Annotated in this window: 9 protein-coding genes; all 9 read right to left on the reverse strand. The window is 67.3% G+C overall.

Annotated elements, in window-relative coordinates; genetic code table 11:
• Nucleotides 1-23: 23 nt before the first annotated feature.
• Nucleotides 24-3,128 carry a DEAD/DEAH box helicase gene (locus BM193_RS23630; protein WP_092801564.1) on the reverse strand — a complete coding sequence of 1,035 codons (3,105 nt, stop codon included), beginning with the start codon at nt 3,126-3,128 and terminating at the stop codon, nt 24-26.
• Nucleotides 3,129-3,336: 208 nt separating this feature from the next.
• Nucleotides 3,337-3,828, reverse strand: coding sequence for a YbjN domain-containing protein (locus BM193_RS23635; protein WP_254786390.1), 492 nt, complete (start codon nt 3,826-3,828; stop codon nt 3,337-3,339).
• Nucleotides 3,829-3,857: 29 nt separating this feature from the next.
• Nucleotides 3,858-4,562 carry a hypothetical protein gene (locus BM193_RS23640; protein ID WP_092801570.1) on the reverse strand — a complete coding sequence of 235 codons (705 nt, stop codon included), beginning with the start codon at nt 4,560-4,562 and terminating at the stop codon, nt 3,858-3,860.
• A gap of 6 nt (nt 4,563-4,568) precedes the next feature.
• Nucleotides 4,569-6,278 carry a putative porin gene (locus tag BM193_RS23645; protein WP_254786391.1) on the reverse strand — a complete coding sequence of 570 codons (1,710 nt, stop codon included), beginning with the start codon at nt 6,276-6,278 and terminating at the stop codon, nt 4,569-4,571.
• A gap of 187 nt (nt 6,279-6,465) precedes the next feature.
• Nucleotides 6,466-7,182: an energy transducer TonB family protein gene (locus BM193_RS29310; RefSeq protein ID WP_302847674.1), complete on the reverse strand. Its 717-nt coding sequence runs from the start codon at nt 7,180-7,182 to the stop codon at nt 6,466-6,468.
• A 10-nt stretch (nt 7,183-7,192) separates the two neighbouring features.
• Nucleotides 7,193-7,603: an ExbD/TolR family protein gene (locus tag BM193_RS23655; protein WP_034753784.1), complete on the reverse strand. Its 411-nt coding sequence runs from the start codon at nt 7,601-7,603 to the stop codon at nt 7,193-7,195.
• 13 nt (nt 7,604-7,616) lie between these two features.
• Nucleotides 7,617-9,386, reverse strand: a complete 1,770-nt coding sequence (locus BM193_RS23660; protein ID WP_092801576.1) for a DUF2341 domain-containing protein — start codon at nt 9,384-9,386, stop codon at nt 7,617-7,619.
• 56 nt (nt 9,387-9,442) lie between these two features.
• Entirely contained in the window at nt 9,443-11,080 is a 1,638-nt protein-coding gene (locus tag BM193_RS23665) for a ShlB/FhaC/HecB family hemolysin secretion/activation protein (RefSeq protein ID WP_217638517.1), read from the reverse strand.
• Nucleotides 11,081-11,226: 146 nt separating this feature from the next.
• Nucleotides 11,227-24,861: a filamentous haemagglutinin family protein gene (locus tag BM193_RS23670; protein WP_092801579.1), complete on the reverse strand. Its 13,635-nt coding sequence runs from the start codon at nt 24,859-24,861 to the stop codon at nt 11,227-11,229.
• Between the last annotated feature and the right edge of the window lie 49 nt (nt 24,862-24,910).

Genomic DNA, 24,910 nt, shown 5'->3' on the forward strand with positions numbered 1-24,910 from the left:
CAAGTATAGGGCCAGCTGCCGTGTTAATCCTCGAGCGGCGCGAAAATCTGCTGCAAGTCTTCCTGCGTGAGGGCCATCTTTTGCGATTCGCCTTCCGCCAGGATCGATTGCGCCAGTTCCGATTTCTTTTGCTGCAGCAGCTGGATTTTTTCTTCCAGCGTGCCCTTGGCGATCAGCTTGTAGACGAACACGGGCTTGTCCTGGCCGATGCGCCAGGCGCGGTCCGTGGCCTGGTTTTCCGCCGCCGGGTTCCACCACGGATCGTAGTGGATGACCGTGTCGGCCGCCGTCAGGTTCAGGCCCACGCCGCCCGCCTTCAGGCTGATCAGGAAGATCGGCACGGCGCCCTGCTGGAAGGCGGCCACTTGCGCGCCCCGGTCCTTCGTCTCGCCCGTCAGCAAGGCGTAGGGAATGTCGCGCGATTCCAGTTCTTCCTCGATCAATTCCAGCATGCTGGTAAATTGCGAGAAGACGAGGATCTTGCGCCCTTCGTCGAGCAAGTCTTCCACCATCTGCATCAGGTCGAGCAGCTTGGCCGAACCGGCCGACTGTTTTTTGGCCGGCAGGGATTTCACCAGGCGGGGATCGCAGCACACCTGCCGCAGTTTCAGCAGCGCTTCGAGGATGACGATCTGGCTGCGCGCCACGCCCTTCTTGTCGATTTCCTCGCGCACCTTCTGGTCCATCGCCAGGCGCACGGTTTCGTACAGGTCGCGCTGCGGTCCCGTCAATTCCACCTTGCGCACCATTTCCGTCTTCGGCGGCAGCTCCTTGGCCACATTGTCCTTCGTGCGGCGCAGCAGGAAGGGCTTGATGCGGCGGTTCAGCAGCATGCGGCGCAGCGGATCGTCCTGGCGCTCGATCGGATGGCGGAACTGGGTGTTGAACGTCTTCTCGTCGCCCAGCAGGCCCGGCAGCAGGAAGTGGAATTGCGACCACAGTTCGCCCAAATGGTTTTCCAGCGGCGTGCCGGACAGGCACAGGCGGTGGCGCGCGCGCAGCAGGCCCGCGCTTTGCGCCGCCTTGCTGCGCGTATTCTTGATGTAGTGCGACTCGTCGAGAATGACCAGGTGGAAATCGTGCTCGCGCAAGGTTTCCTCGTCGCGCGGCAACAGGGCGTAGGTCGTCAGCACCAGGTCGCACTGATCGATCTGGTCGAATTGCTGGGCGCGGTCCTTGCCTTGCAACAGCAGCACTTTCAGGCTGGGCGCGAACTTGGCCGCCTCGTCCTGCCAGTTGCCCATCAGGCTGGTCGGCGCGATGACGAGGGCCGGATGCGTCAAACGGCCCGCTTCCTTTTCCACCAGGATATGCGCCAGCGTTTGCACGGTCTTGCCCAGGCCCATGTCATCGGCGAGGATGCCCGCCAGGTCATGGTCGCGCAGGAATTGCATCCACGCCAGGCCATCGGCCTGGTAATCGCGCAGGGTGGCTTGCAAACCGTTTGGTGCCGCCACTTTTTGCACGGAACCGAACTGGCTCAGCTTGCGGCCCATGGCGCGCAGCTGCTCGCCGCCCGTCCACTGCATCTCCAGGCCCCGCGCCAGCTCTTCCAGGCGCGCCGCGTCCAGCGTCGACATGCGCACGGTACGTTTGATCTTGTCGCTGAAATACAGTTCCCCCAGCGTGTTCAGGATCGGGCGCACGCGGCCCCACGGCAGGGCCACGCGCGTGCCGTCAGGCAAGGTCGCCAGCATCTGGTCATCGTCGGCATGCGCCTCGATGACTTTCGGATTGAAATCGTTGGGCGCGTTGCGGATCAGCTGCACCAGCACGGGCAGCAGCGGCACGCGCGCGTGGTTGACGACGATGCCCAGCTCCAGCTCGAACCAGGCGTTGCCGCTGTCCGGGTCCTGGTCGTCGATGTCGGCATACCAGTCGTCCACGTCGCTCACGTCGTAGCGGTACTTGGCCGTCTTTTCCACGATCCAGCCCTGCTCCAGCAAGGTGTCAATGCCCGACTCGGCAAAGCGCAGCCATTCCGCCTGGGACGGCAGCAGCAAGGCGCCCTTCAAGCCACTCAAGGGGGCCGAGCCCGGCTTCTTGAATTGCAGCTCGGCCAGGGTGGCCAGCGCGCGCGCTTCATCGACCGTATTTCTCTGGATGATTTCCGTCACGTCGCCCACTTGCCGCACCACGCGCTGCGACGGGTCGAACGAGACGCGCTCGCCATCGTAGTCGTAGGACAGCACGGCGAAGTCGTGCCAGCGCTGGATGCTGCCGTCGGCCAGCATGGCGCTGTCGAGCAGCAAGACCGGCTTCGCCGGCACATCCTTGCGCAAGCGCTGCGGCAATGGTTGCGGCAGCGGCATCAGATGCTGCAAGCCTTGCGCCAGCAGCAGCTGCGATACGCGCACCTTGTCGTTGGCGTTCAAGGGCGGCGCCTGCGCCACCAGCGCCTGCAGGTCGGCCAGGGAAATGTCGGAGCCGCCCTGGTTCAGTTCCAGCACGCCGCACGACAGGTTATCGATATACCACGGCGGATCGGTGGGCAGCATGTAGTCAATCTGGTCGGCGCCATGGTGCTTGGCGCCTTCCGGCGGATCGACCTGCCAGCCCAGGCGCATGGTCTTGCCCTCGTCGCGCCAGAACAGGCGTGCCGGACGCACGGGCCCTTCCTTCAAGGGATACACGAGACCGTTGCCCACGTCGGCCCAGGAATTGGCCCATAACAGCTTGTCCTGCTCGGCCAGCATTTTCAGCAGGGCCGCGCCCACCTTGCCCTTCGGCTCCGTGGCGCTGCCCGTCTGCGAATTCTGTCCGCTGCGCATGGCCACGAAGAAACGCACGAGGTCTTCGTCGGCCGGCGTCAGGAAGCTGGGCGGGGCCGACAGCAGCGAGAAAATTTCGCTGATGGGCGACGCCGCCGCCACGTCGCCGTTCGGCCGCAGGCGCGCCTTGTACAGGCACAGGGCCACGTGGCGGCCGCCGCTGGTGGGCGCCAGCACATAGATCAGGCGATGCGCGTTGAGCTTGGGGTCGGGTTCGGCAATGCTCAGCACGGCCTTCGGGTGGGCGGCTGCCTCCACCCGCTGCAGCCAGGTGGCGACGGCATACGGCAAAGGCGCTCCCGGGCTACTTGCCGGGGCAACTGGGGTTTCACTGGTTTCGTCGCGGGTAAAATCCATGGGGCGCATGAGTGTGTAAAGGTCGTATCCAAATCGGCAACAGGCAATATTATCCGCCATACGGCCGTTGCTGGCTTGATTCACACACGCTCTTTGAGCAGTTTTAATGCGCGATGCCTAAAAAATAAGTATTTAATACGACACTTGGACCATGCGGACGGCAAAAATGGCCCGCAAACGGCCATTTCCGCCGCTTGCGGACGACTTATCAGGCCGGCACGCTTTCTTCTTCGGCCACGGCCGGCGCCTCGGCGGCCGCTGCAACACTGTCATTGGCCGGCGTAAAGTTGCGTAAAAACAAGAAAAACTGGCCCATCATCTGCGTCCACAATTGCAGATTGATATTCAGGTGCATCGCGCTGACGCCGCCGGCGACCAGCACATCCATTTCCAGCACGACAAAATCGCCATGCTGGGCCACGCGGGCAAAGCGCTTGCTGCGGTGCCATTCGGCCAGCAAGCCGGCCGGCAAATCGCCGCCCTGCACGCGCAGCGGGCAGCTCAGGGTCAGGTCGGCGTACTGGCCAGGCGCCGCCTCATTGCCCCACAGCACCTGGAAGCCGATGCCGTGGCTGGCGCTGTGCAGGCGCACCACGCCGTCGTGTTCGATGCTGGTGACGGCGCAGCCGGCCGCCTTGATGGCGTCGGCCATCTGCTCGGCGTTCAGGGTGGTCAGCAAGTTGTTGGTGGTATTTTCCATCGTCATTCCATTCATTTCAGAAAGTAAAATTATTGGGAGGCCGGCGCGGTCGCGGCCGGCGTTGCTGCCGCTTCGCTTTGACGCGCATCAAAGCGGCCCTGGTACAGCTGGTCGCCATACTGCTGGGCGACTTGCTCGAGTTTCACCCGGCTTTGCGCGGCGAACGGCTGGCGCGCCCGCATGACGCCCAGCACGTCGAGGCCTTCATACGCTTGCAGGATTTCCTGCCCCGTCGCATACAGCTGGGCATTCTTGCTTTCGCAACGGGCCAGCGCCCCGCGCTGCGCCGTCACTTCGCCGTCCAGGCGCGCGCGTTCCGCTTCCAGCTGCTTGCCGGTGGCCGTCAGCTGCGCGCTGGCCTGGCGGTACTGCGCCAGATTGGCCGCCAGCTCCTGCGCGGCGGCCGTGCCGCGCTGCTGCTCGTCGGCCAGTTTTTCCCGCTGCGCGCGTTCCTGCGCCAGCTGTGCCTGGCTGCGCGCCAGGTCTTTCTTCAAGGCGTCGCCGGCCGGCGCGGCGGCGGGCGCCGCCTTGGCGACGGGAGCGCCCTTGGCTTTGAGCAGTTCCAGTTCACCGCGCGTCTGCTGCAGCTGCGCCGTGACATTGCGCAACTCGGCCCGCAGGCGCTCTTCCATGCTCTGGCCTTTTTGTCCCTGCGCCTGGGCGGCGTTCGCCGCCAGCAGCAAGAGCAGGACAGCGGACAGGCGCGCCGTATTGGCGTTCAAAATCGGCATCATGGCTCCTTAAAAACGCGCGTTCAATTCGATCTGCAGGGTGTCGATCGACAGCGCCGAACCGAACACTTCGCGGCTCGACGTCCAGCGGCCGCTGAACCAGGTGTTCTTGTCGATCGCATACGCGCCACCCAGGTAATACCCGCGCGCATTCGTGCCGCCCAGGTGGAAGGTGGAATCGTTGTAGGCGTCAGGCAAGGCATCCGGTTCGATGCGCTTATAGCCCAGCAACACGTTCCAGTCGCCGCGCGCCTGCGTGTTCGCCTTGCCCAGGGTCGCCTGCAGCATGTAGGCATTGCCGCCGCTCCTGAAATCGGCTTGCGACACGCCGCCCGTGCCGCCGAAGTTGTTCATGATGCCGCCCTTGGCGCGCGCCCACATTTCATTCTTGTCGTAGGCCATGTTGCGCACATAGTCGCCTTCGATGCGCAAATCCGTGCCGCCCGCCACCTTGCTGTCCCAGCGCGCGTTCAGGTTGGCCAGGCGGAACTTGGAGGCCAGGCCCACGTATTGCGGCTGCGGCGTATTCGCCGGATCGAGCGGATTGAGCGCGATATTGCGCAGCAACATCAAGCTGTTGCCTTTTTGCATGCTCGATGGACGCGACCAGTCCGTGCTGCAGCCATCGGCGCCCGCGTACAGCGCGCACGGCTGCGAGTATTCGCCGCTGATATTGCGGAAGTTGTAGTAGGCCAGCGCGCCGCGCAATTGATGGTCGCTGTTGACCTTCCACGAGGCGCCCACTTGCGCGCCCAGCAGCCACTTGTTTTCGCTGGACATTTTTGCCTGGCTGCGGCTCGGCGCATTGTCGGACGAATACTCGAGCGGAATCAGGCCCAGGGTGCCGAACACGGTGACGTCCTTGCTGGCGCCCACCGGCTGCTGCACCTTGGCGGCGATGCCGTCGAAATTGAGTTCGCTGGAAAACAGTTCATCGCCGGAAATAAACGGGTTGTCGAAGCGGCCCGCCGTCAGTTTCAGCCAGGAAGCGGGCTGGTACGACAGCCAGGCCTGGTCCAGCCAGATGTTTTTCTTGCCCAGGCCGCCGCCGAGGGTCTGCGTGGTCGACACCGGGCTGTCATCGTTGCCGCTGGCCAGGCGGATGCCCGCTTGCGTGTTCTCGGAAATATCGGCCAGGATGCCCAGGCGGGCACGCGCGCGCAGCAAGTGCTTGCGGTCCTGGCGCGTGTTCAGCAGCGATGGCAGTGCCAGGTTGGTGTTCGCATTGACGTCGTAGCCGCTGCCGCTGTTGAGCGAGCGCCAGTCGATCTCGATATTGCTGTTGGCCATGTCGTAATAGCGCGATTCATAGCGGGCGCGCACATCGCCTTCCACGCGGATGCGCTTGGTCCATGCCGGCACTTCATTCGGCGCCGCCCAGCCACCCGCCTGCGCTTCGGCCATGACCTGTCCCTTGATCTCGTCACGGATCTGCTCGCGCACGGTTTGCGAAATGTACGGCACGCGCACGTCGCCCGGCTGCACTTGCGCCAGGGCGACAGGGGCGGCCGCCGGACGGGCTTGCGCGGCGGCCAGCGCCTCGCTCTGCGCCTGCGCCAGCAGCGCTTCGCCGGCATCCTTGTTCAGGGCGCCGCTCTGGATCAGGCCACGGATCAGCTTGACCATGGTGCTGTCGGCCGGTGCGGCAACCTGCGCTTGCACCGCGCCCGCCGCCATGCTCAGGGCGAAAGCGGCCAGCGCCAGCGGAAGGCGGCGCACACGCTGTGAGGGAGAAAATAAGGAATTCATTGTTTCTTTCGGTAAAAATTAAAATGAATGTCGTAAAGAACGCCTGACCAAACCGTCGCGAGCGGCAGTGAGTTGTGGCTGAGAAGCGCAGCTGTGCGCATGCACAGTGAGCATCGCAGGCCGCAAATCACAACGCGCAGCAGGTTTGGTCGGGTGTTCACGGCCGGCGGCCTTTGATGGAAACGCGGGCCGGAAAACGCAACGCCGCCGGCGGCCGTTCATCGGCGCGGAAGTCGCGCACCATGGCCAGCACCTGCTCATCCGTCTGCGCATTGCCCGTGCCTTGCACCAGCTGCACCTTCGTCGTCCTGCCTTCCGTATCGAGCCACAGGTCGACGCGGATATCGTTGAACGCCAGCTGGCGCGTGCGCGGGTCGCGGGCAAAGGCCAGCTGCAGCGCGTTGGCGACATAGCGGCCATACGATCCCGCGCCGAGTCCGCCGCCACCGCCGCTACCGCTCATGCCGCCGCCGCGTCCGGCCTGGATGCCGAAGGCATCGCTGCCGGCCTGCGCCGCGCCGTCGATGGTGACGGGGTCGCCCTTGTCCGGCGACGGGCTTTCCGGCGCGTCATCCATGGGCTTGTCGGCCGGCGTCGGTTCCGGCTCCGACACTTCCGGCACCACCTTGTCGGGCGTCGGTTCCGGCAGTTTTTCCGGTTCCGGCGGCGGCGGCGGTGGCGGCGGCAGCATCAGCATCGGCGTGGCCGCCACTTCGCGCTTGGTGGCCGCCGTGTCGGACAGCAGATACCAGACCAGCGCGGCCAGCGCAGCGGCCAGCAGCGCGCCGCCGGCCACGCCGCCCCAGCCGCGCCACCACTGCGCGGCGCCCGACGGTTCCGAGGCCGCCATCTTCATCATGTCGTCACGCTTCACCTTGCGCTCCTCATGCGGGCTTGCCGGTCACCAGACCCACCTGGTTCAGGTCGATGCGGCGCAGCAAGTCGAGCACTTCGACCACCTTCGCGTATTGCACGGCGGCATCGCCGCGCACGATCACGGGGAAGTCGGGCGTGAGCGCCTTTTCCGTGCGCAGGCGCTCTTCCAGCTCGGGCAGGGTGACGGGATACGCGTCGAGGAAGACCTGGCCCGCGTTATCGATGGTGATGGCCTTGGTCTTCGGCTTCTCCAGCGCCATGGCCGAACTGGCCTTGGGCAGGTCGACCTTGATGCCGGGAATGCTGGCGTTGCTGGTCAGAATAAAAATCACCAGCACCACCAGCAGCACGTCGACGAAGGGCGTGATATTGATGCCGCCGCTACGCTTGCGGGGGGTAAACTTGGCGGAGGTGGCCATGGTTATGCGCCCCTCACGCCTGTTGCAGCACGGGACGCATCTGGCGTCCGTCGCCCTGCTCTTCGGCCAGGCGCGTGGCGAATTCGTCGACGAAGACGGCCATGTCGGCAACGATGGCGTCCGAACGCGAGGACAGCCAGTTGTAGCCGAACAGGGCGGGAATCGCCACGCCCAGGCCCGCAGCCGTACACAGCAGCGCTGCGGCCATGCCGGGCGCCACCGAGTTGATGTCCACGGCGCCGGCCATGGCGGCCACGACGAACACCAGCATGATGCCGATCACGGTGCCGAACAGGCCGACATACGGCGCGCCTTCGATGGTCGTCGAGAGCCAGATCATGCGTTTCGACATGCGCTCGCTTTCGCGCACCATCACGCCATCCATGGCGGCGCGGATGGCGCCGATGGTCGCGTTCGAGACGGCGTTCAAATCGTAGCCACGGTCGTGGCGGCGGCGCATCTCGTCGATGGCCACGTCATACAGGCGCCACAGCGAGGAATCCGTCTTCACGGCAGTGCTCAGCTTGCCATTGCGCGCCAGGTGGTCCAGCGGCGCGCCGGCCGCTTCGTGGAACGACTGCATGAATTGCGCATTGGCGCGCGAGATGGCGCCATAGCTGCGGCCCTTGCCGATCATGATGATCCACGACAAGACCATCATCAGTCCCAGCACGCCGACGACGATCCACGCGTCGAGCGGCATGGCGGCGATGATGAAGCCGAAATGGCTCTTGCCGGCCTGCTGTTCGTCGGCGCCAAACACGGCCAGGCGCGATTCGGAACCTTGCGAAACGGCGTCGGCCAGCAGCAGGGCGTCGGGACGGGCCGTGCGCGACAGGCGCAGCTCGTCGATGGCGCCCGTGAAGTTGGCCAGGCCGGCGCTGGCGTTGACGTCGGCGCCCACGGCGGCGGCGGTCGCGAATGCCGGCAGGGCGGTGGCCAGCGAGACGGCCGGACGGCCGCCCACGTACAGGGCCACGTTGGTATTGTCGGCTTTCAGTGCCAGGTGCGACCATTGACCGGCCTGGATCGGCTGGCCCGGCTTGCTGCGCTGGCCGTTGACTTGCACGAAGGGCACGCCCTGGTCCACGCCGACCAGCAATTCACTGGCGCCGTCGCGGCGCGCATACAGGATCTGCTGCGCGCCCAGGCTGTCCGGGCGGACCCAGGCCGAGAAGGTGAATGGCGCACCGGCGGCCAGCGCCAGCGACGGCGAGGCGGGCAGCGTCAAAGGTGCCGTGCCCAGGCGGGCGCCCGCGCCGATGACGGCACCGTCGAGTGCCGGCACGGCTGTCTGGGCATGGTTGCCATAGGCGGTGCTGTCGCGCGACGGCACGCCAGGTTCGGCGAAGTGGTACACCAGGCTGTAGTCGGGGTCGAAAGTGCGCTGGCCATTGCCGGAGGCGGGCGCCTTCGGATTGCCGTAGTACATCCACAGTTGCTGCGGCGTGCCGGCCGTCAGCGCCGGCACGTCGACCCAGATCAGGGCGATGCCCAGCAGCGGGTTGAATTGCTCGATCTGGTGGTTCAGGACGGTCTTGTCATCGCCGGCCACGAAGCGCAGGTCGGCGCCATTGTCGCTGACGCCCTCGAAGTTGAAATTGCCCGAATGCAGGCGCAGCAGGACGGGAATGCGGCCGGGATCGCCGCCCACGGCGCCCGCCTTCGGGCCGGCATCGACGGTGACGGGTTTGCGGTAAGCCCAGTCGGGCTGCCACCAGGCATGCGCCAGGCCGGGTACGAGCGTGCCCAGGATCGTGAGCAGAAAAAGAAAACGTTGCATGACAGTGATTCTCCGAAGAAAAGTCTAGAAAAGTGCAGTGCTGGTGAGCTGGGCCGTCAGTAGCTGGCCGACAGGTTGAAATTGATGCGCCGCACGTGCTTGTGCGTGCGCGGCCCCTCGCGCAGCGGGTAGGAAAAATCCACGCGGCCCGTCAGGTAGCGCAGGAACTGGAAGCTGCTGCCGACGCCCACCGAGGCCAGGCCGAACAGGTCTTTCTGCTCGAGCATCGGATCGCGCAGGCGCAGGCGCGCGCCATCGGCGAAGGCGAACAAACGCCAGTTTTCCAGCTGGCTGAAATACGTCAGCTGCGGCGTGCGCCATTCGACGGTGCCCGAGATGCCGTAGTCGCCCGTCGCCTCGGCCGACAGGTAGCCGCGCACGGAATTGGCGCCGCCGGCGGCCATCTGTTCGCCCGACACCAGCGCCGCGTCGGCCAGCTGGCCCGACATGCGCCCGTGCAGCTGCGCGCCGCTGTCCAGGTTGTAGGTGGCGTTGGCGTCGCCCTTCAGCACGAGGAAGCTGGGCGAGGCCTTGTAGCGCTTGTTGTCATACGCGGCGCTGTCGCTGCCATAGCCGAACGCGGCGCGCGTGCCGGCCACCAGCGACAGGCCCAGGCCATACGTCGCCGATTCCGTCTGCGCGAAGCCGTTGTAGGCCACGTTGAGCGGCACATACTTCAATGGGATGGTGGAACCGGTGCCATTCAGTGTCAGCGCTTCCTGGTTATCCTTGAAGTCGATGCCGCCGCTAAAGCTGTGCCACCAGATGCCGCTGTTGGGCACCGTGTAATTGACTTTCATGCCCAGCGCGTGGCCCTTGCCCAGCACGCTGGTGCCGCCCGTGCTGGCCACGTTGCTGTTCGACTGGTAGCCCGTCGCTTCCACGCTCCAGCCCTGCGTGCCGATGGGCGCCACGTACGAGGCGGACCACACCTTGGTCTGGTTCAGGTCGCCCGGCGTGCCGAAAAAGCTGATGGTGGCGCTATGCCCCAGCTGCCACAGATTGTCGTGGCCGACCGACAGGCTGGTGCGCAATTTTTTCGTGTCGGCGCTGTAATCATTGTTCAAGCCCACGCTGGCGCGCCACGGGCTGCTGTCCTCGACTTTCAGGTCCACGTCCATGGTGCCGGGCAGCGTGCCCTGGCGCACCAGCGGCATCACCTGGCGCTTGGGACCGCGGTTCAGGGCCGTCAGTTCCACTTGCGCCTGCGTAAAGTCGGGCACCGTGCCTTCCGTCAGGGCCGGCACTTGCTGGCGCACGTCGAGCGGCGAGTTGTATTGCGCGCCGACCACGCGCAAGCGTCCCACCTTCGTTTCGCTCACCTGCAGCACCACCACGCCCTGCTCCACCTGCTGCTCCGGCAAGTCGACATAGACGGACTGGTAGCCCCGGGATTGATATGCAGCAACGAGGGCGTCGCGCGCCCCTTCCACGTCCTTCAAAGTGCGGCCCGGCCCCAGGAAAGGCGTGACCGCCGCTTCGATGGCGCGGGCGTCGAGCACGGTATTGCCGCGCACCAGGTATTCCTCGATCGTCACTTGCCGTTCCGGCGCGGCCACGGGGGCCGCCGCCGGCACCGCATCCTGCGCGCGCGCCATGCCGGGCAGCGCCAGCATGGCCAGGCACAGCATCGTCAGGGCGGTCGCGGGTGCCGCGGGCGGCATGCCCCTGCCCTTGCTTGTCATTTCACGCATCTTCCATTCACCTTCATATCAAACGGTTGCCCTGTGTTGCGGCGCTGGGCCGGCGTTTTGTTGTTGCCAATGCTGATCTACTGATGCCTAGACAGTCGCCGCGCGCGGCGACTGCCGAATGTCATCAAATGTTCATAAAACTCCGCTCACGGCTGCAAGCCGCGCCGCTCGCCCGGTGTCAGCGCCTGCAGCTGGGGCGCCGTCAATGGCCCCGCGCCCAGCACTTGCACCACGCCGGCGGGCTGGTACAGCGACGCCTGCGGATCGCTCCCCTTGCCGGCGCCGCCCTCGTCCACCGTCTCGTTGCCAAAGCCCAGCACCTTCACGGTGAACAGCGATGGCTGCGCCTGGCGCGTGGCGGCCCGTTCGCGCTGCAGCACGTCCTGCGCCGCCGTCACGGCCTGCGAGGCGGCCGCGCTGGCATTGCTGAGCGCGCCCACGTTGACGGAAACGATGGCCGGCATGCCGGTCGACTTGCCCTGCACCTGGATGTTTTCCGCATTCACCACCTGCAGCGCCGCCAGGTTGACGTTGCCCGAGACGCGGATACCCGCCTCGCCCGCATCGATGGTGCCCAGCGGGGCGATCAGGTCGATGTCGCCGGGCGGCACCTCCGGGATCGGATTCAGCGTGGCGATGCCGGCGCCCGTCGTCGGCGTGCTCGGCGACAGGCTGACGAGGCCGATGCTGTCGTAGGTGCGGCGCTGCGGCGTGTAGACCACGGTGGACTTGGTGCCGCGGCCGGCGTTGATGTCGCCCGTGGCCGACCAGGCCAGGATGTTGCCGCCGAACGTAGTAAAGATGCGGCTCTGCCCCAGCAGGATGCTGTCTTTCGCATACATCTGGATGTCGCCCTGTCCCTGCGTCAGCACGCCCGAGCCTTCGCCCGGCGCATAGCCGCCATCGACGCCGATCAGCGCGCGGCCGCCCGGCACGGTGATGCCGATGTCGCCGCCGAAATCCGTGTGGATGCCGGCATCGTTGACGGTCACGTAAGGCACGTTGTAGTCGGGACGGCCCGCCTCGGCCCATTCCTGCGGACTCAGGTAGCGCACGCCCGCGACGGGCCGCTTGGTGAACACGCCGCCGTAGCCGTTGACGGTGTACAGCGCGCTGCTGAACATCGTCAGGTCGCCCTGGTACTCGATCTTCTTGCCCGCCTTGTCCTGCGCCGGGAAGAGGGTGGCGATGGCTACACGGCCGCGCAGGTAGCTGCCGCGGCGCACGCCGTCCGGATCGTTGTACTCGCGTCCGGCCGCCTTCAGCTCGGCAAAGTAGACGTTGCTCAGGTACACCTGCTGCTGTTCCTTCGGCAAGGCGGCAAAGAAGCTGCGCGCATCGGTGGCCGGGTCATAGCGGATGCCCAGGCCGCTGTCGCCGCCAAAGCGCGTCGTCAGCCAGTTCACCAGGTGCAACTGGCTGACCTGCGCGTATTCGCGCGCCAGGTCGCGCCGCACGGCGCCCGTTTGCTGGCCGGCCTTTTCCAGTTCGGCCTGCTTCGTGCCGAGGAAGGCGGCAGCGCCCGCCTCGTCGCCGCTGTAGGCGAACTGGCCGCGCAGCCAGTCGGCCAGGGTCAGCTTGCCGCCATAGACATACACGGCGCTGCCGGCCTGGTCGGCCAGCGGCTTGCTTGGGTCGGCCAGCTTGGCCGGGTCCAGGTAGCGCGCCGCGAAGGCCGCATAGTCGGGACCGTTGCGGCCCACGCCGGCGGCCACGCTGATGCCGGCGCCATCGCCGCGCTTGTCCTGGCCGACATGGACGATGGAGCCGAGGCTGCGCAATTCCGCCTTGTCGGCCATGTACAGGTCGCGCCCGGCGCTCACGTTCAGCTGGCCCGGCCCCGCCACATAGAAGGTGCTGTAGCGGATGTCGCGCCCGGCGCTGACGACGGAAACGTCATCGGCATGGCGGTGCACGAACAGGTTGCCGCGCGCCGACGAGCTGCCGAAGACGACCGGCTTTTCCGGCAACTCGGGACTGTTGGCAAAGGGCTGGCCGGTCCATCCCGCCGCGCCGTCCGGCACGCTCTCGACGTTGCCGAGCGGGGTGCCGGAATTGACGATGTCGCGTCCGGCACGCACGGCCACGGGGCCGCTGCCTTCATACCAGAGGCCCAGGGCGCCGCTGACGCCCTTCAGGTTGCCCCGGTACACGATGCCGCCCGTGCGCAGGCCGACGATGTCGCCGCTGTTGGCATAAAAGTGCGCAGGCAACTGGCTTGCCGGCACATAGTCGGACACCGTCGGCGGCGTCATGCTGAACAGCGGATACACTTGCTGATTGGCATCGCTGGCGCCATTCGACGTCGTACCAAACCATTTCAATGCCCCCGGCGCCAGCGCATCGGCGCTGACGTTATGCAGCGGCAGCAGGCCGAACCAGACCTTGTCCAGTGCGCCGACGAAGCCCGGATTGAACGGATTCGGCAGCATGCGCGGGTCGGCGCCCGATGGCGTGATCGGATAACCGGCCGCATGGATGGAGTCGGCGGCCAGCATTTCCAGCTGGCCCGTGCCGGTCCTGACAAATTGCGGCGCCACCGGCGACGGCGCCAGGATCACGCCGTTTTGCGGCATGTCCACCTTGCCGCCATCACCACCCAGCCTGCCCAGGCTGGCATTGCCGTAGTACAAGCTGCCGCTGGCGGCCACGGCGCGCAGCACGGACGGCATGACGAAGCGCCCGTCCGTCGGCGCGTGGTTGTCGCCGGGCGTCGCATTGATCCAGGACGAGGTGGGCGTCAGGTTGCCGCCCGCGCTGAACAGGTCGATGGCCGTGGCCGGCGTCCACAGCGAGAACCAGCTCCAGCCTTCGCCGGTGCGCTCCACGCCCTGGTAGCTGAACGGCGAACCATAGCCCAGTTGCTTCACGCGGCCCGCATCGGCCACGCCGCCCAGCACCACGTCGCCGCGCGCATCGATGCGCACGCCGCTGTCGCCCGGCACCAGGATCGGTCCGCCGCTGGCGATCGCCGTGCCCGCCGTGTAGGTTTCGTACGGCCGCGATTCCGTCGGATCGGCGCGGTCGAAGCGCAATTCGATGCCGCCCACGGCGCCCGCCTCCAGGCGCAGCGCGCCGCGCAGGTTGGTGAGCGTGCTGTTCAGGCTTGGCAGCTGGCGTTCGAAACGCGTGTTCGGGTTCGGCCGGTCGCTATTGCTGTCGAAACTGCGCACCTCGGCCACGGGGTTCAGCCCGCCGCCGATGCGGATATCGAGGTCGCCGCCGCCCGTCAGCAGGAGCTTGCCGTCCGGCGTCACCCTGCCCGTGCTGCCCACGGCCACGTTCAGGCCCTGGCTGCGCGGCGCGAACTCGCCGCCCGCATCGGCGCGCGAGGCCAGCATGCCGGCGTCGCCGCCCGCCTGCAGCAGCAGATTGCCGCCACCCAGGGTGCCGATGCCCGTAAAGCCCGACAGCCCCGGCAAGCCCGAGAACAGGTCGACGCCTTCGGGACGCGCGACATAGGTGCCGAAATTGATCCACCATGCCGTCGGCACCCCCGCGCCCGTGCTGCCGCTGCCCTGGCGCCACAGCCAGGTGCCGATGTCGCTGGTGTCCTGCTGCGCGCGCAGCCAGCCGATCGCATCCTCGCGGCGCTGGGTGAAGCTCGCCAGCGTATCGCCCTTGACGTCGCCCTGGGCGCGCAGCAGCAGGTTGCCGCCATGCTCGGGATACCAGGCGCGGTACAGGCTCTGGCTGCCGCCATCGACAAACGGCGTAAAGTCCTCGCCCAGCGCCCCCAGCAGCTGGCCCTTGGCGTTCAGGCCGCGCGGCAGGTTGAACAGATCCTTGCCGTCCACCAGCGGCGAGGCCGACTGCGTGCCCGCCGTGTAGACGCCATACAGCGAACGCATGTCGAAGTCGCCCGCGGCGAGCAAATCGAGGTCGCCCGTGCCCGTGCGCAGCACGCTGAACAGGGGCTGGCGCGCCGGCTCCACGCTGGTCACCTTCTCAGGCGGCGTGCCGTCGGCCACCTTGACCACCAGATACGCGGCATACTCCAACATGGTCTCTTCATTACCAAAGTACATCTCGATATCGACCTCGCCTTCGGGATATCCTTCGAGGAGAGCCGCTTCGCTGAAGATATATTTGGCCGGCGAACCCGTGCCCGGCACGATGGAAGTCACCGCGTCCAGGCCGTAATGCGTATCGGCCAGCATCAGATGGGCGTCCTTCGCATGCGGTTTCAACGCGCGCGTGTCGGCCGCCGCCGTATCGGCGCCGCCCACCAGGCGCAGCGACCACGCTTGCGAACCCTGGGCCAGCATGGGCGCCAGCGCCAGGTTGCGGCCCTGGCTTCCGCTGCCATCCGCGCTGCGCAGCGACACCATGGTGACGTCGCCCGGCAGCCTGACCACGGTGCCGGCGGGCAGCACGCTGCCCTTGTCCAGCGCCAGCGCCGAGGCCAGCACCACGCCATTGACGGCATTCGTGCTATCGGCCACGTCCCACGGCCGGCCTTCCGGGAAAGGCAGGGCCACGTTGGCCGGCCACACCATGGCCGCCACCCGGGCCGCGCCAGGCAGGCGCAGGCCGGCATCGAGCTGCATGCCGCTCGATAAGGTCAGCGCCTTCGGCAAGACCGTGCCGGCCGCGTACAGCACGCTGCCATCGGCATTGCGCACGGCGCCGCCCAGCACGCTGCCTGCAGGCAAGTTCAACTCCGCCGTCAAGGTGGCGCGCGCCGCCAGCAAGGTGCCGCTGCGCAACTCCATGGCTTTCATCGGCACGGCGAAATTGACGCTCGTGCCCGATTTGAAATACGTGTCCTCGGCCAGTGTCACCAGGCCCGCTTGCGGCACGACGACCTCGCCGCCCCACGGCAGCCGGCCTTTCACCAGCTGCCAGCCCTTGTCATCGATCGTGACGGGCAGGACGCTGGTATCGAAACCATCGGTGATGCTGCCAAAGACGCTGAGCTTGCCGCCGGCGCGCAGCACCAGCGCACCGGCCTCGCCCGAACCGTACACGCCGCTCAGGCGCGCCAGCGGATTGACGCCGTCGTAGCGGTGGCCGGACAGGTCGATGTCGCCATCGATATGCAGGTCGCCGCCCGGCGTGGCGCTGACGATCTCGACGCCAGGGCGCAAATGGAAAGCGTTGGCGTCGCCGCGCAAGCCGCGCAGCTTGTTATTCATCAAGTTACCGTTCGCCAGCGCCTTGGCCATGAAGACCTGGCTGTCGGCGTGCTTCTCGTCCAGGTAAGCCTGGTTGATGCCCTGGTAGCTGCGGCCGTCCGCATCCTTGCCCGTGCCGGCCGGGGCATCCTTGTATTGCCAGAAGGCATTGACGTTGATCGTGCGCGCGCCGGCGATGTTCAGCGCGCCGGCCGCGTCGATGTCGATGTCGTCGCCCGTGGCGCCACCGAGGCGGCGCGCATTCAGGTCGATGCTGCCATAGTTGCCGCCCTTGTCACCGCTGCGCAGGTCGAAACGCGCGCCGCCTTCCAGGGTCAGGCGGCCGCCAGGCGACGCCAGTTCGATCACGGCGCGGTTCGGCGCCTCGATCACCTGGCCATAGCTGTCCGTGCGCAGCAGCGTGCCATGCGCGTCGAGCACGGCGCCGGATTGGATGGTGACGCCGTCGCGGCCAGCCAGGCGGATGCTGCCCACCTGTTCGCCGCTGGCGTCGATGCGGCCGTTCACCGTCAGGCTGCCGCCGTCGACGGAAACGCTCACCTCGCGCGCCTTGAGCTCGTCGCCGATGGCCAGATTGCCCTGCTTGAGCTGGAAGCTGCGGCTGCCGAATACCTTGCCCGTGGTCAGGCGCTGGTTCAGGCCGGCGAAATCGCCGACATGCTGGGCGCGCAGCTCCAGGCCGCCCGCCGCGTAGGCCACCTGAGTGCCGCCCGCGTCATAGCTGCCGCTGGCGCCGCCCAGCAGGCTGCCGCGCAAGTCGGCCGTACCGGCCGCCTCGCCCGTGGCGATTACGCTGAGCTTGCCGGCGCGGTTGTTCACGGCCGACACGTCGATCACGGAAGCGGCGGCCTGGCGCACGTCGCCTTCGCGGCTGTCGAGGATCACGTCGCCGCCCCAGCTGTACTTGCTGGTGTCATAGAAATCGATCTTGCGGCCCGCCAGGTCCAGCTTGGCGTTGTCGCCCAGCAGCACATCGCGCTCGGCCGACAGCGTCAATTTACCGCTCGGCAAGACCACCGACGTGTCCAGGCTGATGCTATTGCCGCTCAGCGCCACTTCGGCGCCCAGGGCGCCAGCCAGGGCCGCATTCGTCGGCGTGGCGGCGGCACCGCCCGCTGCGCTGACCTTGACGGCACCGCCCGCCGTGAGGCGATTGACGGATCCGGCCGCGCCCGTCAACAGCGGCGTGTTGATCAGCAGATCGCCGCCGCTGTAGTGATAGCCATTCGTGGCCGTATCCCACGCGCTTTGCGACTGGTACACGGACAGGCTGCCCTTGTTGTTGGCCGTCAGCTGTTCGCTGGCATTCAGCGCCACCTGGCCAAAGCCCAGCACCAGGCGGTCCAGATTGTGGATGGTGTCGGGACGGCTGTCCGGCGTGAAGCCGAACTCGATGCGCCTGGCATCGACCTGCAGCTTGCCGCTGCCCGTGCCGGGGCCATTGGCGACGACGGCGCCGGGCGCATTCGTCGCGCCCTGCCACACCAGCGTGTCCGTGTGGATGCGCGCCAGCGCGTCGGTGCCGCCATAGCCGTAGATAGCCGGCGTATTGAGCACCAGGCGCGACAGCGACGACTTGCCCGTGGCCGCATCGATGGTCGACAGCTGCGACGCATCATAGAAGTTGAAGGAATTGCGCGCCGTCAGGCCCAGATTTTCCAGCGCCGGTGCGCCCGTGCTGGTGTCGCCGCGCAGCAGGCGGTCGAGCACATCCTGGTTCAGCGCCAGGCCGTCCGGCAAGGCGCCGCGGGCGCTGGCGTCCGCCAGCGACGCTGCACTGCCCACATTGATCGACCCCATCGCCAGCACCAGGTTGCGCGTGCCGTAGCGCACGTTGTCGCGCAGGGTAAACGCGCGCTCCGTCACGGCGGCGATGGTGCCCTCGGAATACAGCGCGGTGCTGCCGCCGCAGGCGCCGTCAGCCTTCTTGCAGGCGCCGATATCGATGATGCCGGGGCCATACGATTCGGACGACGGCGGCGCGGCCGGCAGCATGTCCAGCCAGCCGTTCGAGACGGCCAGCACGCTACCCATGGGCTCGTACACATAGCCGTCGCGGGAATCCCAGGCGGCCTTGCCGCGGCCCAGCGTATTGATGCCGGAGCCCTGCTCGAGGACGATGCCGTCGTCTTTTCTCGCCGTCACCAGAAACACTTCGGCCGCCTTCAGCACGGCGCCGTCGCGCAGCACGATGCCGCCCGCCGATTCGTTGATGGCGGCGATATTGGCGCGCTGGTTGCTGCCCGTGCCAAAGGCGCTGTAGGTCACGCGCGGCAAGCCGCCGATGCCCACGCGCTGGGCGCCAAAGGCGTTGATCTGCGACGCATGCACGGACACGCCATTGAAATCTGCCAGCGGCGCCGTGCCGTCGGCCAGCACTTCGTAGCGGGTCGACGCATGGTTGCCCGTGCCCAGCAGCAGGGAGCCGCCGAAGCCCCCTGCGGCCGGCGCATACAGGGCGCTGCCATCCATCATCAATGGCGTGTGGTTGTCCATGACGCTGTGCACGGACGGGGCGATCAGCTGCACTCGCACGCCCTTGGCATCGCGCTCGAGCGCGGCGCGTGGCACGCCGTCGCGCGTGGCCTGCGCCACGGCAAAGGCGGCATAGCCCGTTTCATTGTATTGCGAGTAGGTACGCAGCACGTCGGCCGGCGTCAGGATGGCTTGCTGCGCCACCGCGTCGCGGATCGCCGTGCCGGCGATGCCCGTCTGCGCCGCCGTGGCAAACGAGCCATTGCGCATGGCGATCGTGCCGCCCGTCTCGACGGCGCCGGCCAGGCCATTCAGTTCCACGCGGAAGGCACCGGGCAGCAGGGCGAAATTCGAAGGCAGCAAGGTGTAGGTGCCGGCCGCCAGGCCGGGCACGCCCGCGGCTATGGTGATCTGGCGTCCCACGGCGGGCTTGCCCGCGCCTTGCTCGGCCGTCAAAGGCGCCACGTCCGGCTGCACGCCGGGAATGATGGCGTACACGGGATTGGTATTCAGGCCGGGCAGGGTAAAACCGCCGTTCGGCTTCATCTGCACCAACGGAGTGAGGCGCGCGTCGGTGGAGCCGCCGCGTCCGGCCAGGAAGGCCGCGCCCGTCAAGGTGCCGCCGCCCGACATGTCGAGCACGGCGCCTTGTTGCACGTCGATGGCGGCGCCCGTCAAGGCGATCTCCGGGCCATTGCCCACGCCCTTGAAGACGACATCGTTGCCGTCATACAGGTAGCTCAAGCCATCGAGCGTGCCGCCGTACGGCATCGTCAAGCCTGTCGCGCTGACGGACGTCAGGCTGCCCGGCAACAGGTTGACGCGGCCCGTATTGGCTTCGAAGCCTTCGGCGCCCAGGTTGATCTGGCCCAGCGGCGCGCGCAGCACGCCATGCTGGTTGATGGTGGGCGCAACCAGGCTCAGGGTGCCGAACACGGAGAACGGCTGGTTCGGCATGGCGCCGTCGCCGCTGCGTCCGATATTGAGCGTGCGCAGCGGATCGAGCGTGACGCGGATATTGCCATACTCGTCGATGCCGCTCTTCTGGCCCACCGTGACCATGCCGCTGTCGCCCGTGGCCGGGTAGATCTGCGCGGCCACCAGGGTGGCATTGCCGGGCTGGTACAGGGCGGCGCTGTTCGACAGGCGCATGTCGCCGCGGCTGTTCAGGGTCAGCTGTTCGAAGGCGTCGCGTTCGACCACCAGGTCGGCGCCGCTGCTCTGCGCGATGGTGCCGCGCGTGCCCATGTTGACCTCGCCCGCGATATCGAGCATGCCCGCATCGATCTGCAGCAGGGAATCCTCGGCCACCAGGGGCACGCCCAGCATGCCGCGCCCCTTGCCCAGGTTCTTCGAGCCTTTCACGGCATTCGGCACAATGTAGTCGTCCTTCTGCACGCGCGACGCCGTTCCCAGGCGCACGTACGGCGCCGCCAGGTGTACCTGGCTGGCAAGGCTGTCCGCCTTGTCCTGGCCATCGGGCACAGGCTGCTGCGCCAGGCCCAGCGAGGTGGCGCTCAGGCGCAGGCTCTGGCCCAGCGACAGGTTGACGTCGCCGTCAAAACTGAGCATGCCGTTCACGTGCAGGGCCAGGTTGTCGAAGCCGCCCGCCTGCACGCGGTCGGCGCCCAGGCGCGCGCTGCCGTAGCGCAGCGCCGCATCCTGCTGGCCGGCGCGCAAGTCGTCGGGCAAGGCGCTCTCGCCCTGCACCTGCGCCAGCTGCATTTCGCGCGGCACGCGCACCGCGTTGTCCACGTTGTCGCCTTGCAAGTTGTAGCGGTTGACCTTGCCATAATTGGGCGTGTCCAGCGCCAGCGCCAGCGTGCCGCCGGCCGCACCGGCGCCACCGGCCGCGGCGCGCAGGGTGCCGTCGGCAAAGATGCCGTTGTACGAACTGAGAGCGATCAAACCGCCGTTGCCGGCCACGTTGACGGTGCCCTGGTTCGGCAAGTCCAGCGTGGCTTGCGCGCCGCTGGCGTCGAGCAGCGCGCCAGGACGCACGACGACGAAGGCATCGGCCGCGTCGACGCTGGCGGCATCAGCCTTGTAGCGGGCGCCGATTTCGATGCTGCCGCCCTGGTCCGCGCGGCCATAGCGCCCGCCCCGCATGTCGGTGGCGATGGTGGCGCGGCCGGCGACATCGAGCACGGCCTTGTCGCCGATCCAGATCGACGTGGCTTGTCCCTTGCCGTTCGGCACGTCCACTTCATTGCCCGTGCCAAACGTGCCTGGCAGGATGGCGATCTTGCCGCCCGAGGCAGCGAGCTTGCCATCGATGGTGATCTGCGCATTGCCCGTCATGCTGATCTGGCGGCCCGGATCGACCTGGATGACGGCGCCCTCCTGCACCACCAGCGCGCCCTTCACGTGCGGGCTGCCGGCCGTCAGCGACAGGTCGGCGCCGGCGCGCTGCGTCAGACGGGCCTTGCGCGCATCTTCCTGGTACAGCTCCGGTGTCCACAGTTCCAGCGCGGCACCCGGATCGGTGCCGCCCGCCACCGTGCGGCCGGTGGCGGGATTGAAACGCAGCACGGGCATGGTGACGTCGATCTGCGCATTCTTGGCCACCACCACGCCATCGCGGCCCGTGATGGCGTAGTCGGCAAAACCACTCTGGAACAGGCTGGCGTCCAGCGCCAGCAGCGGCTTGACGGTCGCGTCGCGCCCCAGCACCGTGCCGGCCGGCAGCAGCATGCCGCGCGGCGCGCGCAGGTCGTCGGTGGCGATGCTGCCCGCCGCATACTGCGTCGTGACCGGCTGGATCGGCAAGCCGTTCGGAAAGACCGCCGCCGAGACCACGAAACCGGGATTCAAGCCATTGATGACCGTCAGCACGCTGCCGGCTGGAACGGTGGAACCAGCCCAGACATACGTCTTGTTATCGATGACGACGTGCGCGCCTGGCGGCAACAGCAGGTCGGCTCCCAGGACCAGCGGCTTCTGCACCGACACATCCACCGTCACGGGTTTGCTCAAGGCCTGGCCCGGCTTGATCACGCTGGTGGTCAGCGCGAAATCCAGGGGGATCTTCTCGCCCTTGGCGATCAGGAATTCATCGGCCAGGCGCAGGCCCACCGGGGCGCTGCTTCCCGCCGGCAACACGTCGCCGTCGAACAGCTTGCCGCCCACGCTGACGGCCGTACCGCTGTCGATGATCAGGCGTCCGCCGCCCTTCACGCCATGGCCGCGCAATTCGCCGTCGAGCTTGAGCATGGCGCCCGTCGGCGCTTTCTCCGTCGGCAGATCGACGGCCAGGGTGATGTCGCCGCCGCGCCCGCCCTGCAGGCTGCCATTGTTCATCAGGGCCGCGCCGGACGAGACGTCGATGACGCTGCCGCCCGTCAGGTCGATGCCGCCCGAGCTTTTCAGCGTGACCTTGCCGCCATTCACATACGGCAGGCCGGCGACCGCGCCCGGATCGAGTTCCAGGTTGCTCCACACGCCGCGCGCATCGAGGCGCACGCCGGGCGCCACGCGCACGCCGGCCGTTCCCGTGGGACGGTTGTCCGGCACCAGCTTGCCGTCGACCCATACCGCGCCCGCATTCGCCAGGTGGCGCGAGATGATGTCGCCGGCGGCGATGCTGCCGCCGCGCGCGCTCACGTTGGCCTTGATGGCCACGTCGGTGGCGTGCAGGGCGATATCGCCGCCATCGGCCACGCGCAGGCCGGCGTCGACGCTCAGGCTGTCGTAGGCATAGATTTTCAGGGCGCCCAGCTCCAGCCCGTTGAGCCAGTCGGCGTCGAGCCGCAGGGTGTCGCGGCGCTCCGCCGGCAAGGCGTCGGCCAGCAACTGGCCATCGGCGACGCCGGCCACCTTGCCGATTTGCACCTTGTTCAACACGGCTTGCGGGTTGTCGCGCATCTGGCCTGTCTTGGTATCGAAGACGGGCGTCATGTTGCCGACGATCAGCTGTCCGGCGCGTGCCGCCGACGTTTGCGCCTGCTTGTAGCCATCCACGCCCTCGTCGCGCTTGCGCTGCTGGCGTTCGCCCTGGAACACGGAGGTATCGATATCGCCCTCGAGCACGGCGGCGGCCGTGGAGACGATCACGCGGCCCGCGTCGCGGCCCACCGTGTAGCCATTTTCCAGGCGTTCGCCGGGGGCGATCAGGGCATTGGCAAACGTTTCCGTCGTGTTCGCGCCCCAGCGCGCATGCGTGCTTTCGTAGCCGCGGAACAGGCCCGTGTACAGATTGTCGCCGGGCGCGGTGCTCAGCTTGACCATCGCGCCATCGGCGCCTTTCAGCCACGTCTGCTTCACCATGCCCGTCTGCACGTCCAGCGAGCCGCCGGCGATGTTGATGCGCGAACCAGCCTGCGTCACCAGTTCGCCACCGCCAAAGGCCACGGTGCCGCCCTGCGCCGCCCATTCGCCGATGCCGTGGCCGCTGGTATTGAGGTAGCCGCTCACTTCCAGCAAGCCGCCCGCCGTGTACCAGCGGTCGGTGGCATAGCCGTTGGTGCCGGCCGGCACCAGCACCAGGTCGCGGCGGTCGACCCACACGTCGCTGTTGTTCAGGTATTTGGCGTCGCGGCTGCCCGGCGCGTCGCGCTGCTCATTGCCCTGCACATTGATCAGCACGTTATTGCTGCTCATGTCGACTTTCACGCCCACGGCGCCGGAGACGTCGATGGCGGCGTCGCGCGCCACATGGCTGCGGCGCGCCGCGTCGACCATCACCTGGCCGCCCGTGGCCAGGGTCAGCGAATCGCCTTCGAACTCGACGTTGCCGGCCGAGACGATGCGCACCAGCGACTGGTCGCGCCGGTCCAGCGGCGTGTCCGTGCCCTTGCCCGCATCCTTCAGCAAGGTGTCGCGCTGCACGTCCAGCGCCGTGGCGCCGTTGTCGTCGATAAAAATGGCACTGACGCTGCCGCGTCCCATGGTAACGCTGGCGTCCGCGCCCGCCGCCGACAGGTGGATGGCGCCGCGGCCATTGACGCTGGTGCTCGACAGCAGCATGCCGTCCTGGCGCAGCGTGTTGCCACTGAGCGTGATGTCGCCGCCGGCCGCCTGGATCAGGCCGCTGTTGACGATGCTGCCGGCGCTGCTGCCTGCCACGCGCAGCATGTCGACTTCATTGCCGCGCGTGCTCGAGTAGGGGTTCTTGTCCGTGCCCTGGCCCGGACGCACGACGATGGCGTCGCCGGCGGCCAGGGTGGTCTGGCCATTCGGCGTGGTGATGGTGCCCGCGTTCTCGACGCCGCGGCCGGCCAGCAGCACGTAACCGCCGCCTTCCGTCACCGTTTGCGGCTTGCGCGTGTCGATGCGCGCGCCGGCGGCGACGACGACGTCCGCCTCGGCCTTGCCATGCGTGTAGGTATTCTGGCCCGGCAGCAAGTCATTCGTGAAGGTCGGCACGGCGCCCGTGCCCTGCGCTTTTCCATACAGGCCGCTCTTGAACTGGCTGTCGCTCATGCCCATGGCGGCGGCCGCCAGGTTGCGCGTGTCGACCTGGCTGCTGCCCGTAAACACGATGCCGTTGCGGTTGACGATCATCACCGTGCCGTCGCCCTTGATCTGGCCCTGGATCTGGCTGGGGCGCGCCAGCGGATCATTCACGCGGTTCAAGACCGCCCAGTTCGATTTCTGGTCAAACTGCAAGGTGGTGTTCTTGCCGATATTAAAGCTTTCCCAGTTCAGGATCGCCTTCTCGTCCGTCTGCACGACCTTCACGACGGTCTTGCCGTCGGCCTGGGTCTGCACGGGGCCCTGGGCGTTGAGCCAGCCCGCCGTGAGGCTGTTCGTGTCCACCTGCAAGCCGCCCTTGACCAGGCCATCGGGGGCGCCGCCCGCCGCCAGCGCGGCCTGGCGCGCGGCCGCCTGCACCGCCTGTTCGGCGGCGATGCCGCGCGCCGCCAGCAAGAGATTGTTCAGCGATTGCTGCAGCTTGCCCTCGGCCTGTTGCTGCTGCGCTTGCGGATTGGTCAGCAAGGCTGCCGGCTGGCCATTCGGCAAGCGTCCCGTGGTGGCGGCCGCGCCCTGGTTGGCGCCCTTGCCCGCGAACCAGGCGCCGCTGAACGGCTGCTGCGCCTGCGCGCCGCCCGCCTGCAGCAGCATGGCGATGGCCAGCGCCAGCGGTTTCAGGCGCACCGGGCGCCCGGACTGACTGCCCGCCATGGCGGAGGAGGATGCGTGTTTCGTGACCGACTTGCTTCGCTGCATGGCGACATTCCCTTTTCATGTTCCGTTGCTGACCGATATCGCGAGGCGG

It is taken from the genome of Janthinobacterium sp. 344, from assembly GCF_900112025.1.
GTDB lineage: Bacteria > Pseudomonadota > Gammaproteobacteria > Burkholderiales > Burkholderiaceae_D > Janthinobacterium.